Source organism: Allobosea sp. 10L422 (assembly GCF_056395345.1).
Genome location: NZ_JBFTJI010000002.1, coordinates 115,458 through 131,066 on the forward strand (window position 1 = coordinate 115,458; position 15,609 = coordinate 131,066).

The 15,609-nt window shown below is 66.6% G+C and carries 16 protein-coding genes; 6 read left to right on the forward strand and 10 right to left on the reverse strand.

Features of this window, described 5'->3' with window-relative positions:
- The first annotated feature begins 216 nt into the window (after positions 1 to 216).
- Entirely contained in the window at positions 217 to 1,854 is a 1,638-nt protein-coding gene (locus AC1DEZ_RS04855) for a glucan biosynthesis protein G (RefSeq protein WP_476778860.1), read from the forward strand.
- 57 nt (positions 1,855 to 1,911) lie between these two features.
- Here AC1DEZ_RS04855 and AC1DEZ_RS04860 read toward each other — a convergent pair whose 3' ends face one another.
- Positions 1,912 to 2,925, reverse strand: coding sequence for a MaoC family dehydratase (locus AC1DEZ_RS04860; RefSeq protein WP_476778861.1), 1,014 nt, complete (start codon positions 2,923 to 2,925; stop codon positions 1,912 to 1,914).
- A gap of 12 nt (positions 2,926 to 2,937) precedes the next feature.
- Positions 2,938 to 4,035 (reverse strand): redox-regulated ATPase YchF, encoded by a 1,098-nt coding sequence (gene ychF / locus AC1DEZ_RS04865; RefSeq protein WP_476778862.1) that lies wholly within the window; start codon positions 4,033 to 4,035, stop codon positions 2,938 to 2,940.
- 206 nt (positions 4,036 to 4,241) lie between these two features.
- On the opposite strand from ychF, the gene AC1DEZ_RS04870 reads away from it, so the two are divergent.
- On the forward strand, positions 4,242 to 4,847 hold the full coding sequence (locus tag AC1DEZ_RS04870) for a hypothetical protein (RefSeq protein ID WP_441511981.1): 606 nt from the start codon (positions 4,242 to 4,244) through the stop codon (positions 4,845 to 4,847).
- Positions 4,848 to 4,850: 3 nt separating this feature from the next.
- Here the strand turns inward: AC1DEZ_RS04870 and pth are convergent, their stop codons facing one another.
- From pth to AC1DEZ_RS04910, 8 genes are all read right to left on the reverse strand, one after another.
- Positions 4,851 to 5,465 carry an aminoacyl-tRNA hydrolase gene (gene pth, locus AC1DEZ_RS04875; protein ID WP_441511982.1) on the reverse strand — a complete coding sequence of 205 codons (615 nt, stop codon included), beginning with the start codon at positions 5,463 to 5,465 and terminating at the stop codon, positions 4,851 to 4,853.
- A gap of 153 nt (positions 5,466 to 5,618) precedes the next feature.
- A complete protein-coding gene (locus AC1DEZ_RS04880) occupies positions 5,619 to 6,239 on the reverse strand; it encodes a 50S ribosomal protein L25/general stress protein Ctc (protein ID WP_441511983.1) in 621 nt (206 codons plus the stop codon).
- Between the two features lie 137 nt (positions 6,240 to 6,376).
- A complete protein-coding gene (locus tag AC1DEZ_RS04885; RefSeq protein ID WP_476778863.1) occupies positions 6,377 to 8,233 on the reverse strand; it encodes a putative bifunctional diguanylate cyclase/phosphodiesterase in 1,857 nt (618 codons plus the stop codon).
- Between the two features lie 94 nt (positions 8,234 to 8,327).
- Positions 8,328 to 8,891, reverse strand: coding sequence for a VUT family protein (locus AC1DEZ_RS04890; RefSeq protein ID WP_476778864.1), 564 nt, complete (start codon positions 8,889 to 8,891; stop codon positions 8,328 to 8,330).
- Positions 8,881 to 9,606, reverse strand: coding sequence for a 7-cyano-7-deazaguanine synthase QueC (queC, locus tag AC1DEZ_RS04895; protein ID WP_441511986.1), 726 nt, complete (start codon positions 9,604 to 9,606; stop codon positions 8,881 to 8,883). Before queC ends, AC1DEZ_RS04890 begins: the two co-directional genes overlap by 11 nt.
- Positions 9,607 to 9,616: 10 nt before the next feature.
- Complete coding sequence (locus AC1DEZ_RS04900; protein ID WP_476778865.1) at positions 9,617 to 10,561, reverse strand: ribose-phosphate pyrophosphokinase; 945 nt, start codon at positions 10,559 to 10,561, stop codon at positions 9,617 to 9,619.
- Between the two features lie 190 nt (positions 10,562 to 10,751).
- Positions 10,752 to 11,321 carry a hypothetical protein gene (locus AC1DEZ_RS04905; protein WP_476778866.1) on the reverse strand — a complete coding sequence of 190 codons (570 nt, stop codon included), beginning with the start codon at positions 11,319 to 11,321 and terminating at the stop codon, positions 10,752 to 10,754.
- A 61-nt stretch (positions 11,322 to 11,382) separates the two neighbouring features.
- Positions 11,383 to 12,534: a M24 family metallopeptidase gene (locus tag AC1DEZ_RS04910; protein ID WP_476778867.1), complete on the reverse strand. Its 1,152-nt coding sequence runs from the start codon at positions 12,532 to 12,534 to the stop codon at positions 11,383 to 11,385.
- Positions 12,535 to 12,671: 137 nt separating this feature from the next.
- On the opposite strand from AC1DEZ_RS04910, the gene AC1DEZ_RS04915 reads away from it, so the two are divergent.
- The 4 genes from AC1DEZ_RS04915 (at position 12,672) to AC1DEZ_RS04930 (ending at position 15,523) form a co-directional block, all read left to right on the forward strand.
- Entirely contained in the window at positions 12,672 to 12,926 is a 255-nt protein-coding gene (locus tag AC1DEZ_RS04915; protein WP_441511990.1) for an accessory factor UbiK family protein, read from the forward strand.
- Between the two features lie 331 nt (positions 12,927 to 13,257).
- A complete protein-coding gene (locus tag AC1DEZ_RS04920) occupies positions 13,258 to 13,764 on the forward strand; it encodes a type III secretion system chaperone family protein (RefSeq protein WP_441511991.1) in 507 nt (168 codons plus the stop codon).
- Between the two features lie 117 nt (positions 13,765 to 13,881).
- Positions 13,882 to 14,703 (forward strand): pyrroline-5-carboxylate reductase, encoded by an 822-nt coding sequence (proC, locus tag AC1DEZ_RS04925; RefSeq protein ID WP_476778868.1) that lies wholly within the window; start codon positions 13,882 to 13,884, stop codon positions 14,701 to 14,703.
- 67 nt (positions 14,704 to 14,770) lie between these two features.
- A complete protein-coding gene (locus AC1DEZ_RS04930; RefSeq protein WP_476778869.1) occupies positions 14,771 to 15,523 on the forward strand; it encodes a TetR/AcrR family transcriptional regulator in 753 nt (250 codons plus the stop codon).
- Positions 15,524 to 15,609 lie beyond the last annotated feature (86 nt).

A 15,609-nucleotide genomic window follows, 5' to 3' on the forward strand; every position in this document is an offset into this window, starting at 1 on the left:
ATGATGGGCATTTGTGCTCGCGTGCGCCGCTGCCGACATGGGACGGGCGCACTCCGCCCCGCCAGCGTGCATCTTTAAGGAGCTGTTGTGAACTTGTCGACCCGTTCTGGTGACGGGGCCCTTGATATGGCCCGGTTTTCTTCTTCGGCCCGACGCATGCTGGTGTTGGCTTTGAGGCAATGCGCAGCGACCTGCAGCAGGTCGGGTTTGGCCCGGTTGAGCCTGGCTGCCGGCTGCCTGGCGCTCGGAGCGCTCGTCGGGACCTCTGCCTTCGCGCAGAAGCGTCTGGCGGATTTCGGGCTCGAGGACGTGCTCGCGAAGGCGAAGGCGCTGGCGGACAAGCCTTACGTGACCCCGGTCAGCAACCTGCCCGACGTGTTCAGCAAGATGCAGTTCGCCGACTACCAGAAGATGCAGCCGCGGCGTGACCGCTTCGCCTGGACGGAATTGCGGACGCCCTTCAAGCTGGCCTTCTATCATCAGGGCATGCAGTTCAACACGCCGGTGAAGATCAACGAGATCGTCAACGGCGCCGTGCACGAGATCCCCTATGACGCCGGGCGTTTCGACTTTGCCGACCTGCATTTCGACCCGGCCGAGACCAGCAAGCTCGGCTGGGCCGGTTTCCGGGTGGTCTATCCGATCAACCAGGCCGGCAAGCTCGACGAGATCATGAGCGTGCTGGGCGCGAGCTATTTCCGCGTCATCGGCAAGGGACAGATCTACGGCCTCTCGGGGCGCGGCCTGGCCATCGATACCGGCCTGCCGATCACCGAGGAATTCCCCAAATTCCGCGAATTCTGGCTGCGCCGCCCGAAGCCCCAGGACAAGCAGCTGACCTTCTATGCGCTGATGGATTCGCCACGGGCGACCGGCGCCTATGAATTCACGCTGGTGCCGGGCGCCGACACCGTGCTGAACGTCAAGGCGCGCGTCTTCATGCGCGAGGGGGCGGCGCCGCGCACGCTCGGCATCGCGCCGCTGACCAGCATGTTCCTCTTCGGCCCCAACCAGCCTTCGCCGACCTATAACTTCCGGCCGGCCATCCATGATTCCAACGGGCTCGCCATTCAAGGCGGCGACGGCAAGTGGACCTGGAGCCCGCTCGGCAACCCGCCATCCGCGGTGGCCGTCACCAATTTCCCGGCCGAGAATCCGAAGGGCTTCGGGCTGCTCCAGCGTGGACGCTCCTTCACGCGCTACGAAGATCTGAAGGATCGGTACGATCTGCGCCCAAGCGCCTGGATCGAGCCGACCAACAATTGGGGCAAGGGCAGCGTGCGTCTCGTCGAAATCCCGACGGCGGACGAGACCAACGACAACATCGTCGCCTTCTGGGTGCCGGAGAGCATGCCGGCGCCGGGCCAGCCGCTGCAGTTCGACTATAGGATGCACTGGACGATGGACGAGCCGGCGATCTTGAAGGACGGTACGTCCTATGTCTGGCAGACCATACGCTCTACCGGGGAGTTCTATCAGTCCAACCTCATTCGCGCCGGCGACGGGACGCAGGCGTTCCTGATCGACTTCAAGGGGCCTTCGTTGCGCAAGCTTTCGCCGCAGGCGAAGATCACGGCCGAGGTCACGGCCAACGACAATGTCGAGATCGTCGGAACCGACCTTCAACCCAACCCGGCCATTCAGGGCTGGCGCCTGACCTATAGGGTAAAGGTCAAGAATCCGGCGGTGTCGTCCGATTTGCGCGCAGTGCTGAAGCAAGGTGATCGCGCGCTGACCGAGACTTGGGATCTGAGAATTCCCCCTTTGCCGGCTGCAAAGGCAAGGGAATCCTATCTCAATCCCTTCAAGGCGATCGAAGGTCAGAGGTCCGAGCTGGTCGAGCCGAAGCCCTGACGCTGGCCCGGCTTCGCCGAGACTGCCGTCTACAGGGACGGCAGTCGGGATTTGGGATCAGGCGGGTTTCCGCTCGACGAAGACGCAGCCGTCGAAGCTGAAGACCTCTTCGCCGCGCTGGTTGATGCCGGTGTTGCGGTGGAAGAACAGGCCCCATTGTGGGCGCGAGGCGCTCTCGCGCTTATCCACCACCTCCGAGAAATAGGTGATGCGATCGCCGGCGAGGACCGGCTTCGACCAGCGCAGATTCCTGAAGCCGGGCGAGGGGCCGAGGCGGGCAGGGCGCCCGGTCGTCGCGGCGAGCTGGCGCCTGCGGTGCGAAACCATGGTCGCCATCCAGACCGCCGCGGTATGCCAGCCTGAAGCGGCGAGCCGGCCGAACAGGCTGACGCGCGCCGCCGCCTCGTCCATGTGAAAGGGCTGCGGGTCGAAGCTGCGGGCGAAGGCGATGATTTCATCCGCCGTAAAGACGAAGCTGCCGAGCTCGTGGCGGCTGCCGATGGCGAGCTCCTCGAAGAAGCGGGTGGGCTCGGGACCTTCTGAAGGCGCCTCCAGCGGGCTCTCCAAGGCCGGGCGTTCGTAGCGCGGCGAATGCGCGAGCCAATCGCCCTGCGGCTGCGGGGCGACGCCGGAATCCTTCCGGCCGAACATGATCCAGTTGGTTTGCTCAAGCAGCGGTTCGCCGCGCTGGTTGAGCAGTTCGAGCCGGAAGCGCACGAGGCCCATTTCGGGCCGCGAGCGGGAGGCCTTGGTCTCGAGCACGGTGCGGCGGGCCGTGACGCTGTCGCCGGGAAGGAGCGGGCGCAGCCACTTCACCTCCTCGATGCCCGGCGCGCCCATGCCGGTCGAGTCGAGCAGGAAGCTCTCCGCCATCAGCCGCATCAGCAGCGAGCAGCTATGCCAGCCGGAGCCGATCAGCCGGCCGACGAAGCTCGCCTTCGCGGCTTCCGGCTCGACATGGAAGTCCTGCGCGTCATAGCGCGAGGCGAAGGCGACGATATCGTCCTGAGAGACAGCGATGCTGTGCGAGAGGACGCTCTCGCCTGGGACGAAATCCTCGAACTGCAGCATCGGCGGGCTTTCTCAGGTCGCGAAGCGGAAGTGCAGCACGTCTCCGTCGGCGACGACGTACTCCTTGCCTTCGAGGCGGAACTTGCCAGCCTCGCGCGCGCCCGATTCGCCCTTGTTGGCGACGTAGTCGTCATAGGCGATCGTCTCGGCGCGGATATAGCCCTTCTCGAAATCGGTGTGGATCACACCTGCGGCCTGCGGGCCCTTGGTGCCCTTCTCGATCGTCCAGGCGCGGGCCTCCTTCGGGCCGACGGTGAAATAGGTCACGAGGTTGAGCAGGCTGTAGCCGGCGCGGATGACACGGTTGAGCCCCGGCTCCTCCAGTCCCACGGCTTCCAGATATTCGGTCTGCTCCTCGGGCGGCAGAACCGCGATCTCGCTCTCGATCTTGGCCGAGACGACGACGGCCACCGCACCTTCCTCGGCGGCGCGCTTCTTCACCTGCTCGGAGAAGGCGTTGCCCTTGTCGGCGCTGGCTTCCTCGACATTGCARACATAGAGCACSGGCTTGGACGAGAGCAGGCCGAGCAGCTCGAAGGGCCGGCGCTCCTCGGCTGCGAGCTGGACGAGGCGGGCCGGCTTGCCGTCGCGTAGCAGCACGAGGCAGCGGTTCATCAGATCGGCCAGTTCCTTGGCGTCCTTGTCACCGGTTTTGGCCTTCTTCTCCAGTGGCTGGACGCGCTTCTCGAGGCTTTCGAGATCGGCGAGCATCAGCTCGGTCTCGATGATCTCGATGTCGTCGATGGGCGCGACCTTGCCTTCAACATGGGTGATGTCGCCGTCTTCGAAGCAGCGCACGACATGGGCGATGGCGTCGCATTCGCGGATATTGGCGAGAAACTGGTTGCCCAGCCCTTCGCCCTTCGAGGCGCCGCGCACGAGGCCGGCGATGTCGACGAAGGTCAGTCGCGTCGGGATGATCTCCTTCGAGCCGGCGATGGCGGCGAGTTGCTCAAGCCGCTCGTCGGGCACCGCGACATCGCCGACATTCGGCTCGATGGTGCAGAACGGGTAGTTGGCGGCCTGCGCCGCGGCAGTCTGCGTCAGCGCGTTGAAGAGGGTCGACTTGCCGACATTCGGCAGGCCGACGATTCCGCATTTGAAGCCCATGGTCGCCTGTTCCGTTGCCCGCGGACGGAGCCGCCGCCGGGCGTGAAGCTTTGAAAGTTGCGGCCTTATTGGGGGGCTTGCGCGATAAAGACAAGTGCCGCGCGCCTTCTGGCCGATGCGCCGCTCACGCGAACGTGCATGGCGAGGGGTCGGATGCTGATGCTGGATCGCCTGCCGCGTTCGCCTGCGCGGTCCGGAGCATCGCTATGAATCGTTTTGGTTTCGCCCTCACCCTGCCGATCTTCGCTCTGGCCGGAGGCCTGGCCGTCGCGCAGGTGCCGGGGACGCGATTGCGTGGCACGGTGGAGCGCATGGAAGGCTCGACTCTGGATCTCAGGGCGGCGGATGGGCGGCAGTTCAAAGTCGCGCTCGCGCCAGGATTCTCCACCGGCGGGGTCGTGCCCGCGAAGGCGTCCGACATCGCGAAGGGGAGTTTCATCGGGGTCGGCGCCAAGCCCCAGCCGGACGGCACGCTGCTGGCGGTGCAGGTCATGATCTTCCCGGAGACGCAGCGCGGGACCGGGGAGGGGCACCGCCCCTGGGCGGTGCTGCCTGACGCGACCATGACGAACGCGACCGTGGCCGAGACGGTTGCATGGGTCGACGGCGCCAATCTCGTCCTGAGCTATCCCGGCGGCGAGCAGAAGGTCGCGATCACGCCTGAGGCGACCATCCTGATGGCGGCACCGGCCGAGGCGAGCGAGCTCACGCCCGGCGCCCAGGTCGCGATGACGGCGAGTCGGCAGGCCGATGGCAGCTACAGCACGAGCCGCGTGACGGTCGCGAAATCGGGCGCGAAACTGCCGCTCTGACGTTCAGCCTTCGCTCTTCTCGCCCAGTCGCTTCACGGCGCCATGGCCGCGTGCGTCCATGAAGAGATGCACCTTGTTCTGGAAGCCCGTGTCGTCATGGGCTGCGAGAAGGGGCGCGTGATCGGCGCAGGCCGTGCAGAGGTCCTCGACCCAGGGCTGCTCGGCCTTGCCGAAATCGTTCAGCACATAGCCATGGACCAGCTCTTTCAGGCCGGGATGGCCGATGCCCATGCGGACGCGGCGGTAGTCGTTGCCGATCGCGGCCGTGGTCGAGCGCAGGCCGTTATGGCCGGCATTGCCGCCGCCGAGCTTCACGCGCAGCTTCGCGGGAGCCAGGTCGAGCTCGTCATGGAAGACGACGACGTCCGCAGGCGCGATCTTGAAGAAGCGCGCGGCCTCACCGATCGAGCGGCCCGATTCGTTCATGTAGGTCTGCGGCTTGAGCAGGATCACCTTCTCGCCGCCGATCGTGGCTTCGCAGGATTCCGCCTGGAAACGCACGCGCCAGGGCGAGGCGCGATGGAGGCGGGCGATCTCCTCGACGGCCATGAAGCCGATGTTGTGCCGGTTGCGGGCATAGCGCGCGCCGGGATTGCCGAGGCCGGCAAAGATCAGCATGGCGGAACTCCGGCAGGCTCATGGATCAGCATCGGATTCATCCGAAGAAGTGGATTCCACTTTTCGGTCCGATGCCAAAGCAAGACGGCCGGGAAAACCCGGCCGTCTCGGTAGATTGAATGAGGCGGAAGCGGCGCCAGACGGCGCCGTTTCTCACGCCTTGGCTTCGGCCGGAGCCTCGGCGGCTGCGTCGGCAGCGGGCTCTGCCTCGACGGTCGGCGCGGAGATCGCGATGATCGTGGCGTCCGAACCGATGGAAAGCTTGGCACCGGCCGGGAGCTTGATGGCATCGGCGTGGACGGAGTCGCCGACGTTCAGGCCGGCCACCGACACGTCGATGGACTCCGGAATGCTGTCGGGCTCGACGGTGACCTCAAGTGCGTGCTCGATGATCTGGACCAGGCCGCCGGCCTTGACGCCGGGGCTGGCTTCTTGACCGGTGACGTGAACCGGGACCTGGACCGTGACGGTCTGGCCCTTGGCGACGCGCAGGAAGTCGACGTGGATCGGGAAGTCCTTGACCGGGTCGAGCTGGTAGTCGCGCGGAATGACGCGCTGCTTCTTGCCCGCGACGCTGATCTCGAAGATCGTGGTCAGGAAGTGGCCGCCGAAAATCAGCTGGCGGGTCTTGTTGGCGTCGAGCGCGATGGCTTCGGGAGCGGCGCCCCCACCATAGATCACGGCAGGCGTCTGGCCCTGGCGGCGAACAGCACGGGCGGCCCCCTTGCCGACCTGTGCGCGCGCCGAAGCCTCGATTTGCTTCACGGCGGTCATGTTGGATGTCCTTGACTTGTAAATGACAAGGCCGCCTCGTGGCGGCCATCGGCTTGCGCGTCCAGAGCCTCCAAGGGTGTCAGCGGGACGCGCGGCTGCTCATAGGCTAAAACCGGCGCAATCTCAACCCCGTTGCGTCAGGCGGCGTTGGCGACGGCTTCGCGCTGGAGCGCAGTGGCCGGGGTTGCCTGGCCGAAGCGTTGCAGGAGCTCACCGATGACCAGCGCCGGCACAGGCGGCGAATAGAGAAAGCCCTGCCCGAAACGGCAGCCCATCTCCTCGAGACGCTGAGCTTGCGACTGCGTCTCGATGCCTTCGGCGATGATCTTCATGCCGAGACGGCGTGTCATCGTCAGCAGGGATTCGACGATGACGGCACTGCGGGCGCCGCTGTCGATCGCGCTGACGAAGGAGCGGTCGATCTTGATGATGTCGATCGGAAAATCGAGCAGATGGGTCAGCGAGGCGAAACCGGTGCCGAAATCGTCCAGCGCGACTAGCATGCCGCAAGCGCGCAGCGCTTCCATCGTCCGCGCAACACCGTCCCTGCGGCTGCCCATGAAGACCTGCTCGGTCACCTCGACGACGAGGTGGCGCATCGGCAGACCGGCCTTGTCGAGCGCCCGGGCCACGCGTTGCGCCAGGTCGCCCTTCTGGAAATCGGCCGATGTGACATTCACGCTGGCATGGTGGATATGCAGGCCTGCGCTTTGCCATTCGGCCATGTCGGACGCGACCGAAGCCAGCATCTGTGTGGTGATGCGGTGGGCGATCTTGGGATCCTGCAAAGCCTCCTGAAATTCGCCGGCCGTGACGATGCGCCCGTCGTCCTGCCGCATGCGGGCGAGGGCCTCGACGCCGACGATCTCGGCGGTGTCGAGCCGGATGATCGGCTGGTAGTACGGCACGATGCGCTCGCCGCCGAGCGCGCCGTCGACATCCTTGCGGATTCGGGTGCGATGCATCATCGCGCTGCGCAGCTTGCGGCGGAAGCGCACATAGCGGCCGCGGCGGGTCTCCTTGGCATGGTACAGCGCGAGGTCGGCATTCTGCCGCAGCGTCACGCTGTCCTCGCCATCCTCGCCGGCGAGCGCGCCGCCGATCGTGACGCTCGGCTGAATGCTGTGCCCGTCATGTTCCAGCGGCGCGGCGGCAATTGCGGCGAGAGCGGCGGAGGCGAGGCTGCGCATTCGAGCGGGACTGTCGCAATCCGGGACCAGGACGGCGAATTCGTCGCCACCGATCCGGCAGGACAGGCAACCGATCAGAGCCGTGTTCAGGCGGTCGCCGACGCCGGCGATAAGACTGTCGCCGGCGGCATGGCCGAGCGTATCGTTCACCGTTTTGAGGTGATCGATATCGATCAGCATCAGCCCGTAGCGCCGCGAAGCCGTGCTCATTGCGGTGATGGCGTCGTTGAACTGGGCCCGGTTCGGCAGCCTGGTCAGCGTGTCGAAATAGGCGAGATGGTGATTGCGGGCGCGCACTTCGTCGTGCTCGATCGCAATGGCGCAGAGGTGGACGCAGGTCGCGACGATGCGGCGCTCGAGAGCTCGCGGCCGGCGGGGCTTGCGGAAATAGAAGGCGAAGGCACCGACGACGCGGCCGTCCCGTGCCTTGATCGGGGTCGACCAGCAGGCTCTGAGGCCGAGCGGCAGGACGAGCTGCGTATAGGCTGCCCAGAGCGGGTCGGTCGCGATGTCAGTCACCTCGACGGGGACGGCGCGATGGACCGCGGTGCCACAGGAGCCGGCACGGGGGCCCGTCGGCGTGCCGGCGATGGCGGCGGCATAGTGATCGGGGAGACTCGGCGAGGCGAGGGGGCGCAGATGACCCTCATCATCGACCGTCACGACCGAGCAGATCACGCCGGGCGAGATCGCTTCCGCCCGGTGGCACAGCCGTTCCATGCACAAGGCGAGCGTTTCCCCGCGCGCGATGTCTTCCAGAATATCGTTCTGCAGGGCCTGCAGGCGGTCGGAGGGCTTGATCACGCTGTTCCCGACAGAGAAGGGCTTGTCGAAGAACGCAAATTCTAACTCAATCGGCTTAAGGGCCGATTGAGGGGCCGATTCAAACTTTATCCGCTCAGGCGGCGGCGAGGCCCAGGCGCTCGTCGCGGCGGCGCAGCAGATGCATCAGCGGCAGCGCGAACAGCACCATCCAGGCCTTGCCGATGACCTGGCCGGCAAGGAAATCCAGGCTGCCGAAGGCGAGGTGCAGGAAGACGATGCTGTCGACGACGAGGCCGACGATGCCGGAGGCGAAGACCGCCGTCAGGAAGCGGCGGCGCTGCAGGGGCGTGTAGATGGCGAAATCGGCGAGCTCCGACAGCAGGAAGGCCGAGACGGAGGCGATCACGATGGCCGCGGGGGCAAGCAGGGCCGAGATCAGCGCGCCGACGGCGATCGCGCCGAGCCCCGCAAGCGTACCGAGACGGCGCTGCACGAGGTCACGCAGCACGAGTGCAAGCCCGACCATCAGGACGCCGCTCGGCGCCATGATCCCCGGCCAGACCGGCACGAGGCAGGGGCCGTTCGGCACGCAGACGGTGCCGGCATTGCCGATGAGCCAGTTGGCTGCCGGAATGGTGAGACCGAACAGCACGAGCGCGACGATGCCTTCGAGCCGCCGCTGGTGATCACGATTCATAAGAGGGTCCGCTGTCGTCGGGTGACACGAGATAGGCCGCGAAGCCTTTTGCGCGCAAATCGCAGGCCGGGCAATGGCCGCAGCCGAAACCCCAGCCGTGCCGGGTCGTCCTGTCGCCCAGATAGCAGCTATGGGTCTCTTCCAGAACGAGATCGAGGAGGGCCTGCCCGCCGAGTTCCCGCGCCAGAGCGAAGGTCTGCGCCTTGTCGCGCCACATCAGCGGCGTGTGGAGCACGAGCCGGCGGTCGAGGCCGAGGCCGAGCGCCACCTGCATCGCCTTGATCGTATCGTCCCGGCAATCGGGATAGCCGGAATAGTCGGTCTCGCAGACGCCGAGGACGATGTGCTTCAGGCCGCGCCGATAGGCGAGGGCTGCGGCGAATGTCAGGAAGATCAGGTTGCGGCCGGGCACGAAGGTGGTCGGCAGGCCGGTCTCGGCGAAGCTGATTTCGGTCTCGCGCGTCAGCGCGGTTTCCGAAATCGCGCCGAGCGCCTTCAGGTCGACGAGATGGTCGGGGCCGAGCCGCTCGGCATAGCCGGAGGAGAGCGTCGGCAGCTTCTCCCGAATGGCGAGGCGGCACTCCATCTCGACGAGGTGACGCTGGCCGTAGTCGAAGCCGATCGTCTCGACGGTGTCGAAACGATCGAGCGCCCAGGCCAGCACGGTGGTGGAGTCCTGGCCGCCGGAAAACAGGACGAGCGCGCCGGACCTCAAGTGACCATCCTCAGTCGAACAGGCTGGASACGCTSGWYTCGCTCGCSGTGCGCTCGATCGCCTCGCCCATCAGCCCGGCGATGGAGATGACGCGGATATTGCGCGCGACCTTCACCGCCTCGGTCGGCATGATCGAGTCGGTGATGACCAGTTCCTTGAGCTTCGAGGAAGCGATGCGGGCGACCGCGCCGCCCGAGAGCACGCCATGGGTGATGTAGGCGTAGACCTCCTTGGCGCCCTGCTCGAGCAGGGCCTCGGCGGCGTTCACCAGCGTGCCGCCGGAGTCGACGATGTCGTCGATCAGGATGCAGGACCGGCCCTCGACCGAGCCGATGATGTTCATCACTTCCGATTCGCCCGGCCGGTCGCGGCGCTTGTCGACGATGGCGAGCGGAGCGTCGATTCGCTTGGCGAGCGCGCGGGCGCGGACCACGCCGCCGACGTCCGGCGACACGACCATGGCGTTTTTCCACTCCAGCCGGTCCTTGATGTCGCGCGCCATGAGCGGGGCGCCGAACAAGTTGTCGGTCGGGATGTCGAAGAAGCCCTGGATCTGGCCGGCGTGGAGATCGAGCGTCAGCACGCGGTCGACGCCGGCATGGGCGATGAGGTTGGCGACCAGCTTGGCCGAGATCGGGGTGCGGCCCGACGCGCGCCGATCCTGCCTGGCATAGCCGAAATAGGGGATCACCGCCGTGATGCGGCGCGCCGAGGAGCGGCGCAGCGCATCGGTGATGATCAGCAGCTCCATCAGGTGGTCGTTGGTGGGGAACGAGGTGGACTGGATGACGAAGACATCCTGGCCGCGCACATTCTCCTGGATTTCGACGAAGACCTCCATGTCGGCAAAGCGCCGCACCGTGGCCTTGGCGAGCGGAATGCTGAGATGGCTGCAGATGGCTTCTGCAAGCGGCCGGTTGGAGTTGCCGGCGACGACTTTGAAATGAGAGGGCATGCCGTGGCGCACCGTTGGACAAGGCGGGGCACGAGCCGGCTAGGCCGGCTCAATTCGAACGGCTCTTAACAGTGCGATGACATGGAGTCGACCGCTGCGCTGCAATATCGCTGCGCAAAAAGCGCTCGCGGCGCCGGCGTGACCCGGAATCCACTGACGCTGCGTCGCCCGAGGGAGCGAACGCGGGCGTTCAGCTCTTTTTCTTGTCGGTGGTAGCGGCGACCTTGGTGGCGGGCTTCGCCGGCTTGTCGGCCTTCTTGTCCTTGTCGCCGCCCAGCGCCTCGACGGCCGGGGTGGTGACGAGGAAGCTCGCGATCGCATCCATCGAGTCGGAGGCGGCCTTGGCGACGATGGTCCGGTCGATGCCGGCCCAGGGATCGGAGCTGCTGCTGCGCCGGCCGATGCTCTCGCCCTGAACACGCTGGGCGCGCTGCTTCGTCGAGTCGTAGACGTCCCAGACGAAGGCGAGCGACGTCTGGCCGTCCTCCGTCGGCTGTGCCGTGAGATAGCCCTTGACGCGGAAGCGCGCCGGCTTGTTGCCCGGAACGATCTCCATCTTGCGCTCGGCCGCGGCCTCGCCGAGCAGGCCGGCGAAGCTGGTGGTGACGTCTTCCGGCGCCCCGGAAATGCTCTGGACCGAGACCGGAACGCCCGGTGCATCGACGCGCGGGCGGGCTGCGGTCTGGCTGGTTTCCTGGCATCCGGCGAGCGCCAGCGCAAAAACCGGCCCCAGAACGAGGCCGCTCAAACGGTTGATCATGACGCCTCCCGCCCTTTGGGCTGTGGACTGCTTCGAGATTCCCTGTGCAGCTTTTCTAGGCTTAACGGAGGACGAGGTCCAGCTCAGGCAAATTCAGCGCCTCGGCGCCCTCCTTGCCCACCAGATAGGTGCGGCCCAGGCACATCGCGGTCTCGCCGTCGGAATCCATCAGGATCATGTGGGCGAACATCACCATCCCCGGCACGATCTCCCAGTCATTGGCCTCGTAGAACATCGGCCAGTCCATCCAGGACGGTGTGAATTTGGCGCCCAGCGAATAGCCGCAGGCGTTGAGCCGGTGCTGTGCGAGGCCGTGCTCGTCGAAGACGCGGGCATGGGCAGCGAAGACGTCACCCGCGGTGCGGCCCGGCTTCAGCGCGGCCTCGCAGGCGAGCAGCGCGTCGCGGGCGGCGGCATGATAGGGGCGGTGCAGAGGGCGGGGATCGCCGACCACGACGGTACGCATCGCCGCGACATGGTAGTGCCGGTCGACGCCGGCGAATTCCAGGGTGATCTGGTCGCTGGCGCCGAGCCTGCGCCGGCCGGATTTGTAGCGGCAGAGCAGGGCGTCTCGATCCGAGCCGATGATGAATTCGTTGGCCGGGTAGTCGCCGCCGCCCGCGAATATCGCGTTGTGCTGGGCGGCGAGGATCTCGCCCTCGTCGGCGCCGGCCCGGATGGCGTCGAGAGCTGCCCGGTCGGCCGCGTCGGCCAGCGCTGCCGCGCGGCGGACATAGACGACCTCCTCGTCCGATTTCACGGCGCGCAGCCGCGTGACGATCGCCGAGGCGTCGAGGAGCTCGGCCTGGCCGGTGAAGGCGGCGTCCAGCTTGCGGTAGTTCGAGGCGACAAGGCCGTAGGACTCGAACTCGACGCCGATGCGCTTGCCGGACAGGCCAAGATCGCGCGCGAGCGCCAGGAGGTCGCTGGCCGGATTGGCGTCGCGTCCGTCCTTCCAGATGCGGATGTCGTCGAGGTTGGAAGTGTGCTGTGCCTGGCGGAGATCCGCCGAGCGCGTCAGCAGCGCCATGGTCCCGTCGGCCCTGACGACGAGACACTGGAAGAAGCAGAAGCCGAAGGTGTCATAGCCGGTCAGCCAGAACATCGATTCCTGCTGGAACAGAAAAAGCGCATCGAGCCGATCGGCCTGCATCGCGGCGAGGAGGGCTGTGCGGCGGCGGGCGAATTCGGTGGGCGTGAAATGCAGGGCCATGATGCGTCTCCTCAAGCCGGGCGGGCATCTGATCGTGCCCATGGCCTCCCGGCAATCGGCCTCGGTCGCAATTGCGGCGCCGGTCCGCGCTGCCTATAGGCTTTGCTCTGAAAGTTTCGCCCCGATGGGAGAGAGCCATGGTGAACCCCGGCAACCGCATCCTCGACGACATCGCCCGCCTCGCCACCGATGCAGCCGGAGCCGCGCAAGGCGTGCGCCGGGAGGTCGAGACCGTGGTGAAGACGCAGATCGAGCGCCTGCTGCGCGATCTCGACGTCGTCACGCGCGAGGAATTCGAGGCGGTGCGCGAGATGGCGCTGATCGCCCGCGAGGAGAACGACAAGCTCGCGGCGCGTCTTACCGCGCTTGAGGAGAAGCTCGGCAAGTCCTGACCGGCAAGCCCTGACGGGGCCGCGTGCAAACGACAGCTTTCATGTCGTGGCGTCATGTCCACAGCCATGTGTTGTGGACAGCAGCTCAGGGGGATTGAGCCCGCCGGCCGAATCCGCGGACCTTCGCTCTGTGTTGGGAGCGTCACAGCGCCTGCGCTATCGTCGGTGGAAAGAATTGATTCGTCGGGCGGATTCGCTTCTGGCCGACGGATGGAGCCGCTCTCCCAGGAGCGTTCCGGAGGTGTGTTGCGTTCCTTCGGCTTTCCAGTCGCCGTGTTCCTGTTCTCGAACGCGCCGGATGCGCCAGCGTCCGGAAGGTGGACCTTAGGGCATGATAGAACTCGATATGGATGCCGAGCTGGATCGGCCTTCCAACCCCCTCGACCTGTTTGAACGCCTGGCCGCTCTCAATGACTGGTCCTTCGATCGCGACAGCGAGGACGAACTCTCGGTTTCCGTTGTCGGCGGCTGGTCGGAGTATCACGTCGCGATCACCTGGCTCGCGGAGGTCGAGGCGCTGCACATCGCCTGCGCCTTCGATCTCAAGGTGCCGGAGCGGCGGCGCGGCGAGGTCCTGCAACTCGTAAGCCTTGTCAACGAGCAGCTCTGGCTCGGCCATTTCGATCTCTGGAGCACCGAGAGCGTGGTGATGTATCGTCATGCCCTGCTGCTGTCCGGCGGGGCAGAGCCGACCGACGAGCAGGCGGCGGCGCTGGTCAAGACGGCAGTCGAGGCCTGTGAGCGCTACTATCAGGCTTTCCAGTTCGTCGTCTGGGCCGGCAAGACGGCCAAGGAGGGCATGGAAGGCGCCATCCTGGAGACGATCGGCGAAGCCTGAGCGGCCGCAATGCCGTCACGGCCGGGCTTGACCCGGCCAGCCCTTGCAGGCTCTGGTCCTGGGATGCCCGGCGCAAGCGCCGGCATGACGCCCTGGTCCCAAGCGACGAGAACCACCATGTCGAATTTCCTTCCGCAATCGCTCGTCCTCATCGGCGCCGGCAAGATGGGCGGAGCGATGCTGGAGGGCTGGCTGCGCATCGGTATCGATCCCAAGGGCATCAGCCTGATCGATCCCAAGCCCTCGGACGAGATGGTCGAACTCGCCGGCGAGAAGGGGATGCGGCTCAATCCTTCCGCCAAGGAGATCCCGGCGGCCGATGTCGTCGTCCTCGCGACCAAGCCTCAGATGCTGGATACCGCCGCGCCGGCCGTCCAGGCATTCATCCACCCCCGCACGCTGCTGATCTCGATCCTGGCCGGCAAGACGCTCGGTGACCTCGCGGCGCGCCTGCCGAACGCCGCCGCGATCATTCGCGCGATGCCGAATCTGCCGGCCTCGGTGCAGCGCGGCGTGACGGCTGCCGCGCCCGGCAAGGGCGTGAGCGCGGCGCAGCGCGCCAGCGCCGATGCGCTGCTCGGCAGCATCGGCAAGGTCGAGTGGCTCGACGACGAGGGGCTGATCGACGCCGTCACGGCCGTGTCGGGCTCAGGCCCGGCTTATGTCTTCCATCTGGTTGAATGCCTGGCCGCGGCCGGGGCTGCGGCGGGGCTGCCTGCAGACGTGGCGGAGCGGCTGGCGCGGGCGACGGTGGAGGGCGCCGGCGAATTGCTGTTCCAGTCGCCGCTGCCGCCGGGAACGCTGCGCCAGAACGTGACCTCGCCGGGTGGCACCACGGCTGCCGCGCTCGAAGTGCTGATGGCGGATGACGGCCTGAAGCCGCTGATGAACAAGGCGGTGGCTGCCGCGAAACGTCGCGCCGGGGAGCTTTCCGGCTAATCGGCCTTCCACATGCCACGATAGCGGCCTAACCTCTTTTCAACGCGAAGCGAGAGGAGCTGCCCCCATGGTCCGCAAACCCGTTTCCACGCCGCCGGCAGGCGCCGAGCCGATGCCGGCTGGCAATTCCGCCGAGCCGCGCAAGCGCGCCGTCGATGCGCTGATGAAGCTCGCCGCCGAGCGTCCTTGGCATCAGATCGAGCTGCCGGATATCGCCGGTGAGGCCGGGTTGACGCTGGCGCAGCTGCGCGCGCTCTTCCCCTCCAAGCTCGCGATGCTGGGCGGGGTCACGCGCCTCGTCGACGACGCGGTTCTGGCCGGCACGTCGGAGGATCTGGCGGGGGAGCCCGCCAAGGAGCGCATGTTCGATCTGGTGATGCGCCGGCTCGATGCGATGGCGCCGTACAAGGCGGGCCTGCGCAAGATCGTGCCGGTCATCCGGCGCGATCCGCTGGCGCTGGCGGCGCTCAATCGCGGCGCGGTCAATTCCTGGCGCTACATGCTGGCATCCGCCGGCATTCCGACCGAGGATGCGCTCGGTCATCTCCGGGTGCAGGGCGCGGTGTTGCTGATGGCGCGGGTGTCCGAAACCTGGCTCCATGACGATCAGCCTGAATTGTCGAAGACCATGGCGCGGCTCGATCGCGAGCTGAAGCTGGCCAGCTGCATCCTGGCCCGGGCGGAGGACATGCATCGCCTGACGGCACCCTTCAGAGGCCTGGCGCGGGCGATCTGTTCCGGCCGGCCGCTGAAGACGCGCCGGCGCGAGCGCGCCCCGGAGCGCGGCGAGGATAACGAGGATTATGCGCCGGCGATCTGAGCCGGCTCGCCGCTGCCTGACAGCGGCGCAAATGTGGCCGAAATGGGTCGATGTTAAGCGCGTTTTAGTCAATTTGCGCGAGGTGA

Bases quoted from the DNA above. Each gene is read 5' to 3' on its own strand.
- AC1DEZ_RS04860 (WP_476778861.1), bottom strand. From the start codon at position 2,925: ATGCTGCAGTTCGAGGATTTCGTCCCAGGCGAGAGCGTCCTCTCGCAC.
- AC1DEZ_RS04870 (WP_441511981.1), top strand. From the start codon at position 4,242: ATGAATCGTTTTGGTTTCGCCCTCACCCTGCCGATCTTCGCTCTGGCC.
- pth (WP_441511982.1), bottom strand. From the start codon at position 5,465: ATGCTGATCTTTGCCGGCCTCGGCAATCCCGGCGCGCGCTATGCCCGC.
- AC1DEZ_RS04880 (WP_441511983.1), bottom strand. From the start codon at position 6,239: ATGACCGCCGTGAAGCAAATCGAGGCTTCGGCGCGCGCACAGGTCGGC.
- AC1DEZ_RS04890 (WP_476778864.1), bottom strand. From the start codon at position 8,891: ATGAATCGTGATCACCAGCGGCGGCTCGAAGGCATCGTCGCGCTCGTG.
- AC1DEZ_RS04905 (WP_476778866.1), bottom strand. From the start codon at position 11,321: ATGATCAACCGTTTGAGCGGCCTCGTTCTGGGGCCGGTTTTTGCGCTG.
- AC1DEZ_RS04910 (WP_476778867.1), bottom strand. From the start codon at position 12,534: ATGGCCCTGCATTTCACGCCCACCGAATTCGCCCGCCGCCGCACAGCC.
- AC1DEZ_RS04915 (WP_441511990.1), top strand. From the start codon at position 12,672: ATGGTGAACCCCGGCAACCGCATCCTCGACGACATCGCCCGCCTCGCC.
- AC1DEZ_RS04920 (WP_441511991.1), top strand. From the start codon at position 13,258: ATGATAGAACTCGATATGGATGCCGAGCTGGATCGGCCTTCCAACCCC.
- proC (WP_476778868.1), top strand. From the start codon at position 13,882: ATGTCGAATTTCCTTCCGCAATCGCTCGTCCTCATCGGCGCCGGCAAG.
- AC1DEZ_RS04930 (WP_476778869.1), top strand. From the start codon at position 14,771: ATGGTCCGCAAACCCGTTTCCACGCCGCCGGCAGGCGCCGAGCCGATG.